Source organism: Pantoea sp. WMus005, assembly GCF_013415305.1.
GTDB lineage: Bacteria > Pseudomonadota > Gammaproteobacteria > Enterobacterales > Enterobacteriaceae > Pantoea > Pantoea rara.
Window position 1 is genome coordinate 1,195,961 of sequence record NZ_JACBXU010000001.1, and the last position, 17,421, is coordinate 1,213,381.

Annotated in this window: 14 protein-coding genes; 5 read left to right on the forward strand and 9 right to left on the reverse strand. The window is 56.3% G+C overall.

What is annotated here, in order from left to right:
- Positions 1 to 11 precede the first annotated feature (11 nt).
- Positions 12 to 3,164, forward strand: coding sequence for a multidrug efflux RND transporter permease subunit OqxB (gene oqxB / locus HZZ01_RS05345; protein ID WP_179895814.1), 3,153 nt, complete (start codon positions 12 to 14; stop codon positions 3,162 to 3,164).
- 81 nt (positions 3,165 to 3,245) lie between these two features.
- On the opposite strand, the gene HZZ01_RS05350 is transcribed toward oqxB, so the two are convergent.
- From HZZ01_RS05350 to HZZ01_RS05365, 4 genes are all read right to left on the reverse strand, one after another.
- Positions 3,246 to 3,602, reverse strand: coding sequence for a type II toxin-antitoxin system HicB family antitoxin (locus HZZ01_RS05350; protein ID WP_179895815.1), 357 nt, complete (start codon positions 3,600 to 3,602; stop codon positions 3,246 to 3,248).
- Positions 3,595 to 3,876 (reverse strand): type II toxin-antitoxin system HicA family toxin, encoded by a 282-nt coding sequence (locus tag HZZ01_RS05355; RefSeq protein WP_179895816.1) that lies wholly within the window; start codon positions 3,874 to 3,876, stop codon positions 3,595 to 3,597. The genes HZZ01_RS05350 and HZZ01_RS05355 overlap by 8 nt, the downstream gene beginning before the upstream one ends.
- Positions 3,877 to 4,028: 152 nt before the next feature.
- A complete protein-coding gene (locus HZZ01_RS05360) occupies positions 4,029 to 4,523 on the reverse strand; it encodes an Rrf2 family transcriptional regulator (protein WP_179895817.1) in 495 nt (164 codons plus the stop codon).
- Between the two features lie 207 nt (positions 4,524 to 4,730).
- Entirely contained in the window at positions 4,731 to 5,915 is a 1,185-nt protein-coding gene (locus HZZ01_RS05365) for an MFS transporter (RefSeq protein ID WP_179895818.1), read from the reverse strand.
- Between the two features lie 203 nt (positions 5,916 to 6,118).
- On the opposite strand from HZZ01_RS05365, the gene tus reads away from it, so the two are divergent.
- On the forward strand, positions 6,119 to 7,048 hold the full coding sequence (gene tus, locus HZZ01_RS05370) for a DNA replication terminus site-binding protein (protein WP_179895819.1): 930 nt from the start codon (positions 6,119 to 6,121) through the stop codon (positions 7,046 to 7,048).
- Positions 7,049 to 7,093: 45 nt separating this feature from the next.
- Here tus and fumC read toward each other — a convergent pair whose 3' ends face one another.
- Positions 7,094 to 8,491 (reverse strand): class II fumarate hydratase, encoded by a 1,398-nt coding sequence (gene fumC / locus HZZ01_RS05375; RefSeq protein WP_179895820.1) that lies wholly within the window; start codon positions 8,489 to 8,491, stop codon positions 7,094 to 7,096.
- A 196-nt stretch (positions 8,492 to 8,687) separates the two neighbouring features.
- Here fumC and manA point away from each other — a divergent pair, with 196 nt between their 5' ends.
- The 3 genes from manA to add all read left to right on the forward strand — a co-directional run bounded on the left by manA (position 8,688) and on the right by add (position 12,681).
- The gene (gene manA, locus HZZ01_RS05380) at positions 8,688 to 9,863 is read left to right on the forward strand and encodes a mannose-6-phosphate isomerase (protein WP_179895821.1); all 1,176 of its coding nucleotides are present in this window, start codon (positions 8,688 to 8,690) and stop codon (positions 9,861 to 9,863) included.
- A gap of 132 nt (positions 9,864 to 9,995) precedes the next feature.
- Positions 9,996 to 11,495, forward strand: coding sequence for a YdgA family protein (locus HZZ01_RS05385; protein ID WP_179895822.1), 1,500 nt, complete (start codon positions 9,996 to 9,998; stop codon positions 11,493 to 11,495).
- A 190-nt stretch (positions 11,496 to 11,685) separates the two neighbouring features.
- Positions 11,686 to 12,681 (forward strand): adenosine deaminase, encoded by a 996-nt coding sequence (gene add, locus HZZ01_RS05390; RefSeq protein WP_179895823.1) that lies wholly within the window; start codon positions 11,686 to 11,688, stop codon positions 12,679 to 12,681.
- A gap of 74 nt (positions 12,682 to 12,755) precedes the next feature.
- On the opposite strand, the gene HZZ01_RS05395 is transcribed toward add, so the two are convergent.
- From HZZ01_RS05395 to araG, 4 genes are all read right to left on the reverse strand, one after another.
- Positions 12,756 to 13,802 (reverse strand): oxidoreductase, encoded by a 1,047-nt coding sequence (locus HZZ01_RS05395; RefSeq protein WP_179895824.1) that lies wholly within the window; start codon positions 13,800 to 13,802, stop codon positions 12,756 to 12,758.
- Positions 13,803 to 13,881: 79 nt separating this feature from the next.
- The gene (araC, locus tag HZZ01_RS05400; protein ID WP_179895825.1) at positions 13,882 to 14,799 is read right to left on the reverse strand and encodes an arabinose operon transcriptional regulator AraC; all 918 of its coding nucleotides are present in this window, start codon (positions 14,797 to 14,799) and stop codon (positions 13,882 to 13,884) included.
- A gap of 76 nt (positions 14,800 to 14,875) precedes the next feature.
- A complete protein-coding gene (araH, locus tag HZZ01_RS05405; RefSeq protein ID WP_179895826.1) occupies positions 14,876 to 15,859 on the reverse strand; it encodes an L-arabinose ABC transporter permease AraH in 984 nt (327 codons plus the stop codon).
- 12 nt (positions 15,860 to 15,871) lie between these two features.
- Positions 15,872 to 17,392, reverse strand: a complete 1,521-nt coding sequence (gene araG / locus HZZ01_RS05410) for an L-arabinose ABC transporter ATP-binding protein AraG (RefSeq protein WP_003853438.1) — start codon at positions 17,390 to 17,392, stop codon at positions 15,872 to 15,874.
- Between the last annotated feature and the right edge of the window lie 29 nt (positions 17,393 to 17,421).

Here is a 17,421-nt window from a genome sequence, read left to right on the forward strand (position 1 = left end):
CCGAGGCCGCTATGGACTTTTCCCGCTTTTTTATCGACCGGCCGATTTTTGCTGCGGTGCTGTCGATCCTGATTTTTGTCACTGGCGTGATTTCCATTCCGCTGTTGCCGATCAGTGAATATCCCGACGTTGTGCCACCCAGCGTGCAGGTGCGCGCTGAGTATCCGGGCGCTAACCCGAAAGTGATTGCGGACTCCGTGGCGACGCCACTGGAAGAGGCGATCAACGGCGTCGAAAACATGATGTACATGAAGTCAGTGGCGGGTTCGGACGGCGTGCTGGTGACTACCGTCACCTTCCGTCCAGGCACCGATCCCGATCAGGCGCAGGTTCAGGTGCAGAACCGCGTGGCGCAGGCGGAAGCGCGTCTGCCGGAAGATGTGCGTCGGCTGGGGGTAACAACCCAGAAGATGTCGCCGACCCTGACGCTGGTCGTCCACATGTTCTCACCCAATAATACCTACGATTCGCTCTACCTGCGTAACTACGCCACGCTGAAGGTGAAAGATGAGCTGGCGCGTTTGCCGGGCGTCGGTCAGATCCAGATTTTCGGCGCAGGTGAATATGCAATGCGCGTCTGGCTGGATCCTAACAAAGTCGCGGCGCGAGGCCTGACTGCTTCTGACGTGGTGACGGCGATGCAGGAGCAGAACGTGCAGGTCTCTGCCGGTCAGCTGGGTGCCGAGCCGCTTAAGAAGCAGAGCGACTTCCTGCTGTCGATTAACACGCAGGGACGACTGGAGAGCGAGCAGGAGTTCGGCGATATCATCCTGAAAACCTCAGAAGATGGTTCACTGGTGCGCCTGCGTGATGTCGCGCGGATTGAGATGGGTTCAGGCAGCTATGCCCTGCGCTCGCAGCTCAATAACAAAGATGCGGTCGGTATCGGCATCTTCCAGGCACCGGGCGCCAACGCCATCGATCTCTCCAATGCGGTTCGCGCCAAAATGGATGAGCTGGCAACCCGCTTCCCCAACGATGTGAAATGGGCCGCGCCTTATGACCCGACGGTGTTTGTCCGCGACTCGATTAAGGCAGTGGTTCAGACTCTGCTGGAAGCGGTGATCCTGGTGGTGCTGGTCGTGATTCTGTTCCTGCAGACCTGGCGCGCCTCGATCATTCCGTTGCTGGCGGTGCCCGTTTCTATCGTGGGTACTTTTAGCGTGCTCTATCTGCTTGGCTTCTCGCTGAACACCCTCAGCCTGTTCGGGCTGGTACTGGCGATCGGTATCGTGGTGGATGACGCCATTGTGGTGGTAGAGAACGTCGAACGTAATATCGAAATGGGACTCTCACCACGCGCCGCTGCACATCAGGCGATGAGAGAGGTCTCCGGGCCGATCATTGCGATTGCGCTGGTGCTGTGCGCGGTGTTTGTGCCGATGGCGTTTCTCTCGGGCGTTACCGGACAGTTCTACAAGCAGTTCGCCACGACCATCGCGATCTCCACCGTGATCTCGGCCATTAACTCGCTGACGCTCTCGCCCGCCCTGGCGGCGATGCTGCTGAAAGATCATAACGCGCCGAAAGACCGGCTGACGCGGATTATTGATGCGCTGTTTGGCTGGCTGTTCCGTCCGTTTAACCGCTTCTTCCAGCGAAGTGCGCATGGCTATGAATCGCTGGTCGGTCGCACGCTGCGTCGCCGTGGCGCGGTGTTTGGCGTCTATATATTGTTGCTGGCCGGTGCCGGATTTATGTTCCACACCGTGCCGGGCGGCTTTATCCCGACTCAGGATAAGCTCTATCTGATTGGCGGCGTGAAGATGCCGGAAGGCTCCTCACTGGCGCGTACCGATGAAGTGATTCGCAGAATGAGCGAAATTGGTATGCAGACCGAAGGCGTCGCCTATGCGGTGGCGTTCCCCGGCCTGAATGCGCTGCAGTTTACCAATACGCCAAACAGCGGAACGGTCTTCTTCGGCCTGAAGCCGTTTAATGAGCGCAAACATACGGCGGCCGAGATTAACGCGGAGATCAATGCGAAGATCTCGCAAATCCAGCAGGGTTTTGGCTTCTCGATAATGCCACCCCCGATTCTGGGGCTGGGCCAGGGTTCGGGTTATTCGCTGTATGTGCAGGACCGTGCGGGTCTGGGTTATGGTGCATTGCAGACGGCAATTAATACGCTGTCGGGCAGCATCATGCAGACGCCAGGGATGCACTTCCCTATCTCCTCCTATCAGGCCAACGTTCCACAGCTTGATGTGAAGGTTGACCGGGATAAAGCCAAGGCGCAGGGCGTCTCGCTGACTGCACTGTTCAGCACGCTGCAGACCTATCTTGGCTCGTCGTACGTGAATGACTTCAACCGCTTTGGCCGCACCTGGCGAGTGATGGCGCAGGCAGATGGCGATTTCCGCGACAGCGTGGAAGATATTGCTAACCTGCGTACCCGTAACGATCGCGGTGAGATGGTGCCGATTGGCAGCATGGTTAACATCACCACCACCTACGGTCCCGACCCGGTGATTCGCTATAACGGCTATCCGGCAGCGGATTTGATTGGCGATGCCGACCCACGCGTGCTCTCTTCCGCGCAGGCAATGAGTCAGCTGGAAGCGATGTCCGGTCAGCTGTTGCCTAACGGCATGAACATTGAGTGGACGGATCTGAGTTATCAACAGTCCACTCAGGGCAACACCGCACTGATTGTTTTCCCGATGGCCGTGTTGCTGGCGTTCCTTGTGCTGGCGGCGCTGTATGAGAGCTGGACGCTGCCGCTGGCGGTGATCCTGATTGTGCCCATGACGATGCTCTCCGCGCTGTTTGGCGTCTGGCTGACCGGCGGGGACAACAACGTCTTCGTGCAGGTCGGACTGGTGGTGCTGATGGGACTGGCCTGTAAGAACGCGATTTTGATCGTCGAGTTCGCACGTGAGCTGGAGATTCAGGGTAAAGGAATTGTGGAAGCGGCGCTGGAAGCGTGTCGCCTGCGTCTGCGTCCGATTGTGATGACCTCCATCGCCTTTATCGCCGGTACGATACCGCTGATTCTGGGTGAAGGAGCGGGTGCAGAAGTGCGCGGCGTAACCGGTATAACGGTCTTCTCCGGTATGCTCGGCGTAACGCTGTTCGGCCTGTTCCTGACACCGGTGTTTTATGTTGCCCTGCGCAAGCTGGTGACGCACCGGTCAGGGAATACGGAGTCAGTGACGGCATAAACCGTAAAAGTTAACAGGGGCGATCGGATGATCGCCCCTTTTTTTATGACGCACCCATTCCAGCAAACCTGGCCTTGCAGGTTAGCGCTGCTTCAATCTTTCATTTAGCGTTTCAATGATAAACGCATTCAGCGAGGTTTCATTTTGCGCGGCAGCCTGAGAAAGACGCTCTCCCAGCGATTCAGGATAGCGCAGCGTAAAGGTCTTAATTTTTTCCTGCTCAGCATAGGGATTAATGCCGGAGGCTGCACAATCTTCCAGGTATTCGCGCAGCGAAATCTCGCCCTCTTTGTACAGGCCCTGTACGCTGTCAGAGACAAAATCACAGTAGCCTGACAGGCCAGTAAAGCGCCCACGGAACATGTTGAGTTCAGGGACATAGGAGATCACGGCGGATTGCCCGGCGACGGTGATTGATGAATTTGAACGATTATTCATAGGGATCGACTCCAATACTTTCCAGCCATTCACGCAGATTAACAACAGCAGCTCTGTCGGTGTCTGGCGAAGGATGTGGCCGGTGAAAACGCGCTATTCTTCCTCTGAGAAGAAAACGCACCCGTGAACCACTACCTTCTTTAATCTCACCACCCAAAGCCCTGATTAATGACTCAACTGCCTGCCATTTCAGTCCGGACGGCGGCGGCATTTGAAAAACCTGCTCCAGCGTTTCACGCTGTTTTTTCCGTAAGTCCCTGACAACGGTGTTCATCCTGACCTCCGCGACTTCATCCAATGAAGTCATTTTAAGACGATGCTGTAGGAGGTCAAGATGAAATTTACGGAGAGAAGGCCTGCGTTGCAGGTTTGGGAAAGAAAAGGCTCAGGAAATGGACGTTCAGCAGACATAAAAAAAGCCGCTCATCAGCGGCCTTTTTTGCAGAGTTCTTCACTCTCTTCGGGTTCAGGTTCCGGTACGGCGGTGCAGTTACTGGTGTCGCGTTTCTTCAGCTCGTTCAGTGCGTCTGCCACGGTGCGTTTTGCCAGCACATCCAGCGATGCCTGCTCGGCTTCATCGGCTATCGACTTGAAGTACCAGCAGAGGTTGGCACTGACCAGACAGCGCGGGGCGACATCAGGACGTGCGGCCCAGATCTTTTTGTCTTCGATCACTGAGACATAGATATCCCGCAGAGTAATGTCTGCTGCAGGACGGCCCAGATGAATCGAACCGGTTCGGCCCAGCGTAGAGACGATGATGCCGTCTCGGGTCAGCGGGACCATTAATTTTCGAATGAAACTGGGATTCGCTTCCAGCCCATAGGCCAGAATCGCGCTGGTAGAGCGTTTACCCATTTGCTCCGCCATCGCTACGCTCAGAACCATTTGCAAAGCTGTCGGGAAGCGATAATCAAGCATTTCTTTATCCTGAGTTGCGGTGGATCTTATTGTTTTATTGCCGCATAAGTGAACAATCAATGAGCAATAAATATAACAAACACTGTTGCTTTTTTGAAGCAAACCGGCAGCGACAAGGCACGTATTCACCAAAGGCGGAGGCCCGATAGCACAAGGTGCTTAGCCTGCTAACGGCCCACTCTTTGCCGAACAGGCTTAACAGCATTGTCATACGCTGGGGGCTGATATTGCCGGTAAGCGCTGTTTCAGCGCCATGACCAGTACCACGTTAAAGATTGCTAAGGCGCAAAGCAACCACAGCGTTGCCGGGGCTCCCATCCTTTCAAACACATATCCACCAATAAGCGGCGTCAGTGCCTGGCCCATTAATGCCGGGCGGGCCATTTTACCCACCACAATTGCGTAAGACTCTGGTTTGACCATCGCCAGCGGTAAAGTTCCGCGCACGATGGCACGTAAGCCATTCCCTGCGCCATACAGCACCATGCTCAGCAGCGCCATCTGCGGAAAGAGTGCCAGCAGCAGAAGACCCAGCGCGACCAGCCCAACAGAGAAAAAGGTGGTACTGATCGGATGACTGCGCTTAAAGGCGATATCGACAATACGGGCACCCACCTGGCACGGACCCAGTACGGCGCTGATCGCCAGCGCCGACGTCAGCGTATGGCCTGTGGCCTGCAACAGGGCGATGAGCTGCACGGAAATCGCCGTCATAATCACGGATGCCAGAGTAAAGATGGCGCAAAGGAGCCAGAATAACGTGGGTTCAATCTCCGCCGTGGCAGGCTGCTTAATCCTGCGTTTAACTGGCCGCTTAGTGTGACTCGCGGGTAACGCAAACAGATAGGCAGGCAGCACGCAGACCACCATCATGGCCGCAATAATCAGTGACGCATTCCGCCAGCCAAATCCATGGATTAACAATGCCGTGCCCGGCCAGACCAGCGTGGTGCAGAAGCCCGATATCAGCGTAATACTGGTGATGGCTGAACGTGCCTGACCGCCATAGCAGGTGCCGAGCGTGGCAAACAGCGCATCATAGAGGCCCATCGCCATACCGATGCCAATAATCACCCAGGCGAACAGAAACAGCGGCAGCGAGCCGCTATACGCCATCGTCACCAGCCCCACCGCCATCACCACCCCGCTCAACGCCAGCAGCAGGCGGCCACCGGTTCGCGCGATAATCCTGCCCGCCATCGGTGACAGGAGGCCTGACACCAGAATGCCGGTCGAGAGCGCGCCGTAAATCCACTGTTGAGACCAGCCCATCTCAGCTGCAATCGGATTCGCCATCACGGCCATCAGGTAGAACGACCCGCCCCATGAGAGTATCTGCACCCAGCCCAGAGTGATAATGGCGGCAATGCCGGGTTTGATGTTCTGATTCACAGGTAATCTCTTCGTTAGCAGGCGAACCGTTTTTATAACATGTTCTGCGATAAGCCAAAATGCGTGACGCTCTTTTCGCTTTATCGCCGGGCAGATCGCACGGTTTTTAAAGGAAATATTAACTGTATGTTGTAACTATTAGGGAATTGCATTCTCGCAAGGCTTCTGCCACATTGTGGACGTTGTAACTATGGAGGCACAACATGACGCGCTACGACTTAGTGGCTGATATGCATCAGTGTGTAAAAGACCTGGAACAGGCGCTGGGGGAGCTGCGTCAGCAGATTGAAGCGCAGCCTCTGCTGATTGCCCGCGTCTTCAGCCTGCCGCCGGTGGTGAAAGGCCGTGAGCATGAAGCGATCACTCAGATTGCCGTTGAGCAGCATCTAGGCGAGAGCGCACTGAAGATGGCGCTCGACCACTACTGCCGCCTGTTCATGCAGCATCAGTCCGAACAGCTGAGCACCAAGGCAGCTGTTCGCTTACCCGGTGCACTCTGTATTGAATGCGACGCGGAACGGGAAGCAGAAATTGGCGCGCTGGTCGATCTCATCAACCAGCTGAAAGCGCGGCTGGAGCAGCTGATTACGGTGGACTCGGGTCTGCCGAGCGAAGCACGTTTTGAGTTCGTCCACCAGCATTTACGCGGTCTGATTACCCTGAATGCCTATCGCTCAATCACCCTTCTCAGCGCCCCAGATAGCCTGCGTTTCGGCTGGGCCAATAAGCACATTATCAAGAATCTCAAGCGTGAAGAGGTGATCGCCCAGCTGGAAAAAAGCCTGAAGTCGGGACGCGCGAAAGCGCCCTGGTCACGGGAACAGTGGGCGGAAAAAGTACAGGAGGAGCTGGCTAGCGTGCGTGCCCTTCCCGCCTCAGCACGGCTGAAAATCAAGCGCCCGGTGAAGGTCCAGCCGGTGGCGCGCGTCTGGCGCGCGGATGAACAAAAGCAGACCCAGCTGGCCTGTCCTTCGCCAATTCTGGTGATCTGTCGCGATCGCACTCAGGTGCCGGTGCTGGGCGAGTTGCTTAACTACGACGCTGATAACATTACGCATCGTCATAAACCTGCCGCTGAACCGCTGAATCTGTTGATACCCCGGCTGCATCTGTGGGTCGATTGCCCCATCTGAATAAAAAAAGGCCAGCATCCGCTGGCCTCTGTTCTCGCTTAAACCTTACGACTTCATGCTGCCGACCATCTCTTCCGGCCGGACCCAGGCATCAAACTCTTCTTCAGTGAGATAACCCAGCTTCAGCGCCGAGCCTTTCAGCGTCAGCCCTTCTTTGTGTGCTTTCTTGGCAATTTCTGCCGCTTTGTCATAACCAATATGGGTATTCAGCGCCGTCACCAGCATCAGTGACTCATTCAGCAGTTGATCGATACGCTCACGCACCGGCTCAATGCCGACAGCACAGTGATGATTAAAACTGTCCATACCATCTGCCAGCAGGCGAATCGATTGCAGGAAGTTATGAATGACCATCGGACGGAAGACATTAAGCTCAAAGTTACCGGACGCGCCGCCCATGTTGATCGCCACGTCATTTCCCATCACCTGACAGCAAAGCATGGTCATCGCCTCGCACTGGGTCGGATTGACTTTGCCTGGCATGATGGAGCTGCCAGGTTCATTTTCGGGAATCGCGATTTCGCCGATGCCGCAGCGCGGACCGGAAGAGAGCCAGCGCACGTCGTTGGCGATCTTCATTAGTGAGGCGGCCAGACCTTTCAGTGCGCCATGAGCATGCACCAGCGCATCGCAGGTGGCCAGTGCCTCAAACTTGTTAGGCGCGGTGACGAACGGCTGCTGCGTGAGATCGGCCAGCGCCTTCGCCACGCGCACCGCATATTCCGGGTGGGTGTTGAGGCCGGTGCCCACGGCGGTTCCGCCCAGCGCCAGCTCTGCCACATGCGGAATGCTCTGTTCGATATGCTTCAGGTTGTGCTCCAGCATCGCTACCCAGCCAGAGATTTCCTGGCCCAGGGTCAGCGGCGTCGCATCCTGCAGGTGAGTACGGCCAATCTTGACGATATCTTTAAAGGCGTCGGATTTCTGGCTCAGCGTTTTCTTAAGCACCTGAATCTGTGGGATCAGCTGTTCACGCAGGGCGATCACAGCGGCAACATGCATCGCCGTCGGGAAGACATCGTTGGAGCTCTGGCTCTTGTTCACATCGTCGTTGGGATGGACCAGGCGTGACATGCCGCGCTCTCCGCCGAGGATTTCACTCGCGCGGTTCGCCAGCACTTCATTCATGTTCATATTGGTCTGGGTGCCGGAGCCGGTTTGCCAGATCGCCAGCGGAAATTCATCCGCATGCTTATCAGCCAGTACTTCATCTGCCGCGCTGACAATCGCATCGGCTCGTTCGGCGGGCAGCAGTCCCAGATCGCGGTTCACGCTGGCTGCGGCGCGCTTGGTCAGCGCCAGTGCGTGCACCAGCGCGGTGGGCATTTTTTCGGTTGAGATGCGGAAATGTTCCAGTGAGCGCTGCGTCTGCGCGCCCCATAATTTGTCTGTAGGTACATCGATGGGGCCCATTGAATCTTTCTCAATGCGGTTGGCTGCCATGAATACGTCTCCTTCACCTTGTTTTTAAAAGAATGACCGCCGGGGTCGTTACAATCAGCTGTCGGGCGGTCCGGATGGTAATACACAATAATTTAACATTATCAGAGCTTAGCGTCCTTTTGCGCTGGATATGTATTTTTACCGGCAGTTTCTGCTTTAATAGCGGCAATAATTTCCCGTGATAAAGGGTTATACGATGCAAAAAATGAACAATTCGCTGCAAAATTACGCGTGGGGCAGCAAAACGGCATTAACTGAGCTTTACGGTATCGCAAATCCTCAGGGCCAGCCGATGGCGGAACTCTGGATGGGCGCGCATCCGAAAAGCCCCTCCACCGTGATCTATCAGGGTAGCGAGCGTTCCCTGCGTGACGTAATTGATGCCGCGCCTGTCACGATGCTCGGCGAGGCGGTGGCGCAGCGGTTTGGTGAACTGCCTTTCCTGTTCAAAGTGTTGTGTGCCGATCAGCCGCTGTCGATTCAGGTGCATCCCAGCAAACACGCGGCTGAGGTGGGTTTTGCCCGTGAGAATGCGGCGGGTATCCCACTGAGTGCGGCAGAGCGTAACTATAAAGATGCCAACCACAAGCCGGAACTGGTCTATGCGCTGACCCCCTTCCAGGCGATGAATGGCTTTCGCACGCTGACGCAGATGGTTTCACTGCTGGAGCCCGTCGCGGGCGCACATCCGCAGATTGCGCATTTTCTGCAGCATCCCGATCAGAATACGCTGGCCGCGCTGTTCTCTACCCTGCTGTCACTGGAAGATGAGGCGAAATCGCTGGCGCTGGGCGTGCTGAAATCCGCGCTTAATGCGCAACAGGGCGAGCCGTGGGAAACCATCCGCATGATTGCGGCAGAGTATCCTGACGACAGCGGCCTGTTTTCACCGCTGCTGCTGAACGTGATCACCCTGCAACCGGGTGAGGCGATGTTCCTCTACGCGGAAACGCCGCACGCCTATCTGAAAGGGGTGGCGCTGGAGGTGATGGCAAACTCCGATAACGTGTTGCGGGCCGGTCTGACGCCAAAATATATCGATATCGCCGAGCTGATGGCTAACCTGAAGTTTGACGAGAAACCCGCCAGTGCCCTGCTGACCACGCCTGTGCAACAGGAAAACGCGTTGCGCTTCCCGATTCCGGTCGAGGATTTTGCCTTCGCTATTCATGCCCTGAACGCGGAGCCGCAATCGCTGACGCAGCAAAGCGCCGCCCTGCTGTTCTGTATCGAAGGCCAGGCGGTGATCGCTAAAGGCGAAGAGCAACTGACGCTGAAACCCGGCGAATCCTGCTTCATCGCCGCCAGCGAATCACCGGTTACGGCAGCCGGTACGGGCCGACTGGCGCGGGTATTTAATGACTTAGGGTGAAGCGGCTGACGGAATGCCTGTTAACTGCTATTATTTCAACCTATTAGCTTTTAAACGCCTGCGGGCGTTTTTCTTCGGTCGCTGGGGCAAACCTGCGGCATAAGCGGACTCATGGATAAGGACGAATCAGCAATGAAAAAGACCAATGTTGCCGTAGGTGTGATTATCGCACTGGGCGTAGTCTGGACTGGCGCGGCATGGTTCACCGGCAAGCAGATTGAAAGCCACAGGGACCAGCTGGTGCAAAATGCCAATACCCAGCTGAATGCTTATGCCCCTAATAGCCGACTGAAGATCAGCTATCAGGACTATCAGCGCGGCGTGTTCAGCAGCAAAGTGAATCTGGTTGTTCAGGCTAACTCGCAGACGGAAGATAATCCGCTGCTGAAGCCGGGTCAGAGCATCATCCTGAATGAGACCATCGATCACGGGCCTTTCCCGTTTGCTCAACTGAAGCATTTCAATCTGATCCCGAGCATGGCGTCGGTGCATACCGAACTGGCTAACACCGATGCGGTGAAGAAGCTATTTGAGCTGACCGGCAATAAGTCCCTGATTAACGCAGATACCCGCATCGGCTACAGCGGTGCTACCGACACGGCGCTGCGCGTCCTGCCGGTTGATTATCAGAATGCGCAAACCGGCGAGCGTCTGGCCACCAATGGCGGCACCTTCAACATCAGCGCAGATAATAAAGGCGATAAAGTGTCGCTGGACAGTGACGTTGATAGCCTCGCGCTGACCAGTAAAAATGAGATGGGTCAGCCAGTCCTCTTCACCATCAATGGACTGAAGCTGAGTGGTAACACACACCTCAGCCCCGAAGGTGTACGTATCGGCGACCAGTCAGTGAATATTGAGAAGGTCAATGCCAGCATCAATGGTCAGGATGCCCTGACGCTGAACAAAATGAAAGGCACCTCCTCTTTCGATAACAGTGCCGGAAAGATTGGCGGCGATATCGACTACAAGGTTGAAGGCATACAGTTGCAGAAGCAGGACTTTGGTCAGGCGGCGCTGAAAATGAAACTGTCCCAGTTTGATGCACAGGCGGTAAAAGCCTTCTCCGATCGTTATAATGCGCAGATGCAGGAATTACTGAGCCAGCCTGGCGTCGCGGAAGACCCTATCCGCTATCAGGCGGGCGTGCATCAGATTCTGATGAGCAATCTGCCAATGCTGCTGAAAGGCTCGCCATCCATCAGCATCGCGCCGCTGAGCTGGAAGAATGATAAAGGGGAAAGTACCTTTAACCTGACCGCCAGCTTCAACGACCCTTCTGCCGTAACCGGTGAAGCCCAGACCCTCAGCGCGATGGTTGACCGGGTTCTGAAGAACCTGGACAGCAAGCTGGTCATCAATATGCCGATGGCGACAGAAACCATGCATAAAGTGGGTCTGGCCGAGGGCTATCAGGCCGATGATGCGCAGAAACTGGCGGATCAACAGGTGAAAGGTCTGGCGGCAATGGGGCAAATGTTCCGCCTGACTCAGCAGCAGGATAACAACATCGTGACCAGCCTGCAGTACGCCAACGGACAGGTGAACATGAACGGCGATAAAATGACGCTGGAGCAGTTCCTGTCCCGCTATATGCTGGGTATGCCGACCAGCGAAGGCATGCCACAGTAATTTAGCTGGCGTCCATTAAAGCGACCTTCGGGTCGCTTTTTTCATGTCTGCCCGCCGCAAACTGCCCTTTTCCCGCTAGTTATGGGTAATTAAGCAGCATCCGGCGCGACTGTTGCGCAAATCGCTGGCGCTGTTGCGCAAGATATTTTTATAATGCTCTGCACTTCAACGACAACTGAGCGAGTGCGCCATGATCGATTCTAAAATTCCTCTGACTGATATTCACCGCCATCTTGATGGCAACATCCGTGCACAAACCATTCTTGATTTAGGTCGCCAGTTTAACCTTGCCATGCCCGCCACCACGCTTGAGACGCTGCTTCCCCATGTGCAGGTCGGCGAGAATGAACCTGACCTGGTAAGCTTCCTGCAGAAGCTCGACTGGGGCGTGAAAGTGCTGGGCGATCTGGATGCCTGCCGCCGGATTGCGCAGGAGAATGTCGAAGATGCCGCGCGCGCGGGCATTCACTATGCCGAACTGCGTTTTTCCCCTGGCTACATGGCGATGACCCACAACCTGCCCATTGCCGGTGTGGTTGAAGCAGTAATCGATGGCGTGCGCGCTGGCTCTCAGCAGCACAATATCGACGTACGTCTGATTGGTATTATGAGCCGTACCTTTGGTGAAGATGCCTGCCTCAGCGAACTGGAAGGTTTGCTTGCCCATCGCGACCACATCACTGCGGTCGATCTGGCGGGCGATGAGCTGGGCTTCCCGGGCAGTGAGTTCCTGAGCCACTTCACCCAGGCACGCGATGCCGGTTTCCGCGTTACCGTACATGCGGGTGAAGCCGCCGGACCCGAGAGCATCTGGCAGGCAATCCGGGAGCTGGGCGCTGAACGTATTGGTCACGGTGTGAAAGCGATTGAAGATCGCGCGCTGATGGATTTCCTGGCGGAGCACCGTATTGGTATTGAATCCTGCCTGACATCTAATATCCAGACCAGCACAGTGCCCTCGCTGGCGCAGCATCCACTGAAGATCTTCCTTGAGCATGGCATTCTGGCAACGATTAACACCGATGATCCGGCGGTTCAGGGCATTGAGCTGGCGCATGAGTATCAGCATGCCGCACCGGCTGCTGGCCTGAGCATGGCGCAGATGCGTCAGGCGCAGGAAAACGGTCTGACGATTGCCTTCCTGAGTGACGCTGAGAAAGCGGCTGTTCGCGCCCGCGTGCAGTAATCTGCTCGCGTCAGCCATAAAAAAACGGGCCGGATAACCGGCCCGTTCTGCTTTCTTCGCTGAGTACTCAGCGATCAGACGCGCTTCAGCGACATTGTCTGGCGTTTCTCGGCGGATTGCAGACCCAGTTCGATCAGCTCCATCACCTGAATCGCCTCTTCTGCCGTCACCGGATTGTTCCCGCGTCCGGCAATCGCATCGCGAATGCCCGCATAATAAGCCGGGTAGTTGCCAGGCTGAGTCAGCTGCGTGGTTTCCGTCAGTGAATCATCATCAACCAGCGTCAGCGTGCCGTCGCGCATGTCATAACCCCAGTCTGCCTGCGGCGGGAAATCTCCCGACTTGAGGCGATCTTCCTGCGGGTCCAGACCATATTTGACGTAACTGCCGCGCGTGCCGTGGACGGTATAACGCGCGGATTCCGCCGCCACCAGCATGCTGGCGTGAAGCACGACACGGCGCTGCGGATAGGTCAGCGTGGCGTGGAAGTAGTCTGTGGTCTGCGCGCCCGGACGCATCTCGGCCAGATCGACATTAATGGCGACCGGCGGGCCAAACAGTTGCAGCGCCTGGTCCAGCAGATGTGGCCCAAGGTCATACCAGATTCCGCTGCCTGCGCCCTTCATTTCGCGCCAGCGATTACGCACTTCCAGACGGAAGCGGTCAAAATGCGATTCGAAATAGCGCACTTCACCCAGCGAGCCCGCCTCAAGCAGGGATTTCAGCGTCAGAAAATCACTGTCCCAGCGGCGGTTGTGGAACACTGAAAGCAGCAGACCTTTGGCTTTCGCCAGGGCATCCAGTTCGCGCGCCTGTGACAGCGTCACGGTGAACGGCTTATCAACCACCACATGCTTACCGGCGTTCAGCGCCGCTTTTGCCAGCGGGAAGTGGGTGTCGTTGGGGGTAGGAATAACAATCAGTTGCAGCGTAGGGTCGTCCAGCAGCGCCTGAGGATCGGCCACCACCTTAACGGCAGGCCAGTCGGCATGGACTTTGCTGGCGTCGCTACTGGAAATGGCTGCCAGCTCGACGTCCGGTGTCCCGGCAATCAGCGGGGCGTGAAACGTTTTACTGGCAAAACCGTAGCCGATCAGACCAACACGTAATTTATCGCTCATTTTGATTCCTCTTTGTCGCTAACCTGATTGATTTAAGACTATTAACCAGGTGAGGACAAGGCGGAATCTCCCGAAAAAACTAAGAGATAGCACTCCGCGCCAGGGGCCAGGCCGTCTGCGCCGCCAGGCTGTCGTGTGCGTCCTGATTGCGGCGGCGGAAATCGCTGGGACTGACACCAACACGCTTGCGAAACACGCGTGAGAAGTAGAGCTGGTCGTCGTAACCCACTTCACGCCCTACCGAGGCGATCGGTTCCTGAGTGGTCTGCAGCAGCAGTTTGGCGCGGATGACCCGCTGATCCTCACGCCAGCGCAGCAGGTTCACACCCATCTGCTCGCGGAACAGGTGTGCCAGCCGCGACGGTGACAGGCAGACGTGGCGCGCCACCTCTTCGATCTTGACCTCGCTGGCGAGGTGGTTGGTCACATACTGGCAGGCTTCAATCACGCGCGGATCGCGGATTAACTGATGACTGCGCGGATCTTCTTCGACAGCACGCAGCAGCAGTCGCTCCAGCAGGTTCATCGCCAGCTCTTCCGCAAAACGACGGCCCGAGTTATGGGTCTGTTCGATGCTGGCAAACAAGCGGTCAAATTCGCCACGCAGCGATTCAGGCAGCAGCAGGCGTCCCACACCCTCCTGCTCATCCTGCCAGCGCAGCCAGTCGTGCCAGTAGGCGCGCGGGCGGAAATAGACCCAGCGGTGGAACCACTGCGGACTGTCCGGCGCGCGACCATAATAGTGGGCAGTTTTCGGCTGAAACAGCAGCATTTCGCCCGGTTCGCAGTCAAACGCCCGCTCGCCGTCGAATACCCGTCCTTTGCCTTTAATGGTGAGATTCAGAATGTAACCTTTCATGCCGTGCGGGCGATCGATAAAGAAATCGAGCGGGCCCTCAGCGGTGATGGGCGTCAGCCCCGCCACCAGCCAGGCATTGAATGAATAGCCAGGCAACAGGGGGTTTTGCTGCTCGGCCGGTAATTCGCGGTGATACATAGCGTCCTCACTCAGTCTGTTATTGTTCGGATAGTCCGCAAAGGCGTCTGCCTCTGCGGACCAACGGCTCGCTCAATCAGGCTTTTTTCTGTTTGTAACGGTCAAAAATCACCGCTGCTAACAGTATCAGACCGCGCACCACATACTGTGAGAACGGCGAGATATTCAATAAATTCATCGCATTCTCGACGGTGCCGAGAATTAATACCCCTGCCACCACGTAGGAAATCTTACCGATACCGCCCTTCAGTGACACGCCACCCAGTACGCAGGCAGAAATCACCACCAGCTCATAGCCGATGGACGTCATAGGCTGACCACTGGTCATACGTGATGCCAGGATGATGCCCGCTGCTGCTGAAACCAGACCGGAAAGAATAAAGATGATGATGCGGGTACGTACCACCGGCACACCGGCCAGGCGCGCTGCCTCTTCATTACCGCCAATCGCCAGCGTATTACGGCCAAAGGTGGTTTTGTTGAGCAGGAAGCCGAAGATCAGCATGGTGGCCAGCGTCAGCCAGATTGGCGCAGGCACGCCAAACCAGTTAGCGAAGCCCAGTTCAAAGAAGCGCTCATCTTCAATACCAACCGCTTTACCGTCAGAGAAGATATACGCCAGGCCGCGCACGATCTGCATCGTCGCCAGCGTGGTGATCAGCGCGTTGATTTTGAGACGGGCGATCACAAAGCCGTTGATAAAACCGGTGATCATGCCGAGCACCAGACCGGCGCCGACACCAATCCACAGGCTCTCGGTCATGTTGATCACCACGGCGGTGACAACCCCCGCACAGGCGATAACAGAAGCGACCGACAGGTCAAAATCACCGGAGGCCAGACAGAACAGCATGCCGCAGGCGACCATGCCGGACATCGACATCGCCAGTCCCAGGCCTTTCATATTGATAAACGAGCCAAAGTTCGGCACAAAAATCGCACAGACAATAAACAGCAGTGCAAATACTACCAGCATGCCGAAGTTGTCCCAGATGCGACCTAACCGCAGGCCACCGCGTGAAGCGGGCTGCGGCGTATTTGAGGTCGTGGATGAAGCCATGATGATCTCCTGTCAGGCCACGGCGGCCGCTTGAGTGGTTTTGGGCATCGCCAGGCTCAGCGTCTGCTGCTCCGTGGCGTCGTCGTGCAGCAGTTCACCGGCAATGGCACCTTCACGCATCACAACGATGCGATCGGCGAGGCCCATCACTTCCGGTAAATCGCTTGAGGCGAACAGCACCGCAATGCCCCGGTTCGCCAGCTGATAAATCAGGTTATAAATTTCATGTTTGGCACCGACGTCGATGCCGCGCGTTGGCTCATCCAGCAGGATCACTTTCATATCCTCAGAGAGCCAGCGACCCAGAATCGCCTTCTGCTGGTTACCGCCAGAGAGATTCATGATCAGCTGATCGGCGCTGGGCGTTTTAATGTTCAGTGAGCGGATATGGCTGTCAGCATTCTTGTTTTCCCAGCCGTTTTTAATCAGGCAACCGGCAGTGAGATTGTGCCGACGGGCGCTGATATTGATGTTGTCGCGCACCGAGTGCACGGGAATAATGCCCTCAGCTTTGCGGTCTTCCGGGCAGAGCATAATGCCGGCGCGGATGGCGTCGATAGGCTCCCTCAGCGGCAAAGGCTTGCCGTCCAGAATCACCTGACCACCGCGCAGACGCGTGCCGCCAAACAGGCCTTTCAGCAGTTCACTGCGTCCGGCACCGACCAGGCCAAACAGTCCCACGATTTCACCGGCATGGACTTTCAGCGAAATAGGCGTACGCACGCCCTTGGCTTCGACCTTGTCCAGTTCGAGACGCACTTCCCCTTTAGGACGCGGTGAGTAGCCATAGATATCCCCCAGGTTACGTCCCACCATCGCCTGCACCAGATCGTCATGATGGGTGTTAGCCATGTCAGTAAACGTCCGCACGTAGCGGCCATCTTTAAAGACGGTGATGGCATCGCTGAGGGCGAAGATCTCTTCCATGCGGTGTGACACGTAGAGCACCACCCGGCCCTCCTCGCGGAGCTGGCGGATGACGCGGAACAGGTTGTCGATTTCGCGTGCCGAGAGGGAACTGGTTGGCTCATCAAAGGCGATAATGCGCGCATTGCGCGCCAGCGCTTTGGCAATCTCCACCATCTGCCACTGCCCCAGCGACAGGTACTTCAGCGGCATATCGGGGTCGATATCCATGCCGAGGTTTTTCAGCTGCACGCCCGCCTCAAAGCGCATCAGCTTACGGTTAACCAGACCATGTTTGTGCGGGATCTGACCGAGATAGATGTTCTCTGCCACGCTCATTTCCGGCACCAGATGCAGTTCCTGGTAAATAATGGCGACGCCCGCGTCCAGCGCATCCGTTGTGCGCTGAAAACTCATCGGCTTGCCTTTAATGCGAATCTCACCGCCGCTCGGCTGATAACTGCCGCTGAGTATTTTTAACAGTGTCGATTTGCCTGCGCCGTTCTCGCCCATCAGCGCGTGAACTTCACCGCCACGGCAGTCGAAGGAGATATCCTGCAACGCTTTCACGCCAGGGAAAGTTTTACTGATGCCATGAAACGACAGAAATGCTGAATCAGTGTTCATGTTAATCCTCACTCTTTCGCGCCACCGGC

Excerpts from the sequence above, each read along its gene's own strand:
- araH (WP_179895826.1), bottom strand. The coding sequence starts at position 15,859 with ATGGCTTCATCCACGACCTCAAATACGCCGCAGCCCGCTTCACGCGGT.
- araC (WP_179895825.1), bottom strand. The coding sequence starts at position 14,799 with ATGTATCACCGCGAATTACCGGCCGAGCAGCAAAACCCCCTGTTGCCT.
- araG (WP_003853438.1), bottom strand. The coding sequence starts at position 17,392 with ATGAACACTGATTCAGCATTTCTGTCGTTTCATGGCATCAGTAAAACT.
- fumC (WP_179895820.1), bottom strand. The coding sequence starts at position 8,491 with ATGGCAGCCAACCGCATTGAGAAAGATTCAATGGGCCCCATCGATGTA.
- oqxB (WP_179895814.1), top strand. The coding sequence starts at position 12 with ATGGACTTTTCCCGCTTTTTTATCGACCGGCCGATTTTTGCTGCGGTG.
- HZZ01_RS05350 (WP_179895815.1), bottom strand. The coding sequence starts at position 3,602 with ATGAATAATCGTTCAAATTCATCAATCACCGTCGCCGGGCAATCCGCC.
- HZZ01_RS05360 (WP_179895817.1), bottom strand. The coding sequence starts at position 4,523 with ATGCTTGATTATCGCTTCCCGACAGCTTTGCAAATGGTTCTGAGCGTA.
- HZZ01_RS05395 (WP_179895824.1), bottom strand. The coding sequence starts at position 13,802 with ATGAGCGATAAATTACGTGTTGGTCTGATCGGCTACGGTTTTGCCAGT.
- HZZ01_RS05355 (WP_179895816.1), bottom strand. The coding sequence starts at position 3,876 with ATGAACACCGTTGTCAGGGACTTACGGAAAAAACAGCGTGAAACGCTG.
- manA (WP_179895821.1), top strand. The coding sequence starts at position 8,688 with ATGCAAAAAATGAACAATTCGCTGCAAAATTACGCGTGGGGCAGCAAA.
- HZZ01_RS05385 (WP_179895822.1), top strand. The coding sequence starts at position 9,996 with ATGAAAAAGACCAATGTTGCCGTAGGTGTGATTATCGCACTGGGCGTA.
- tus (WP_179895819.1), top strand. The coding sequence starts at position 6,119 with ATGACGCGCTACGACTTAGTGGCTGATATGCATCAGTGTGTAAAAGAC.
- add (WP_179895823.1), top strand. The coding sequence starts at position 11,686 with ATGATCGATTCTAAAATTCCTCTGACTGATATTCACCGCCATCTTGAT.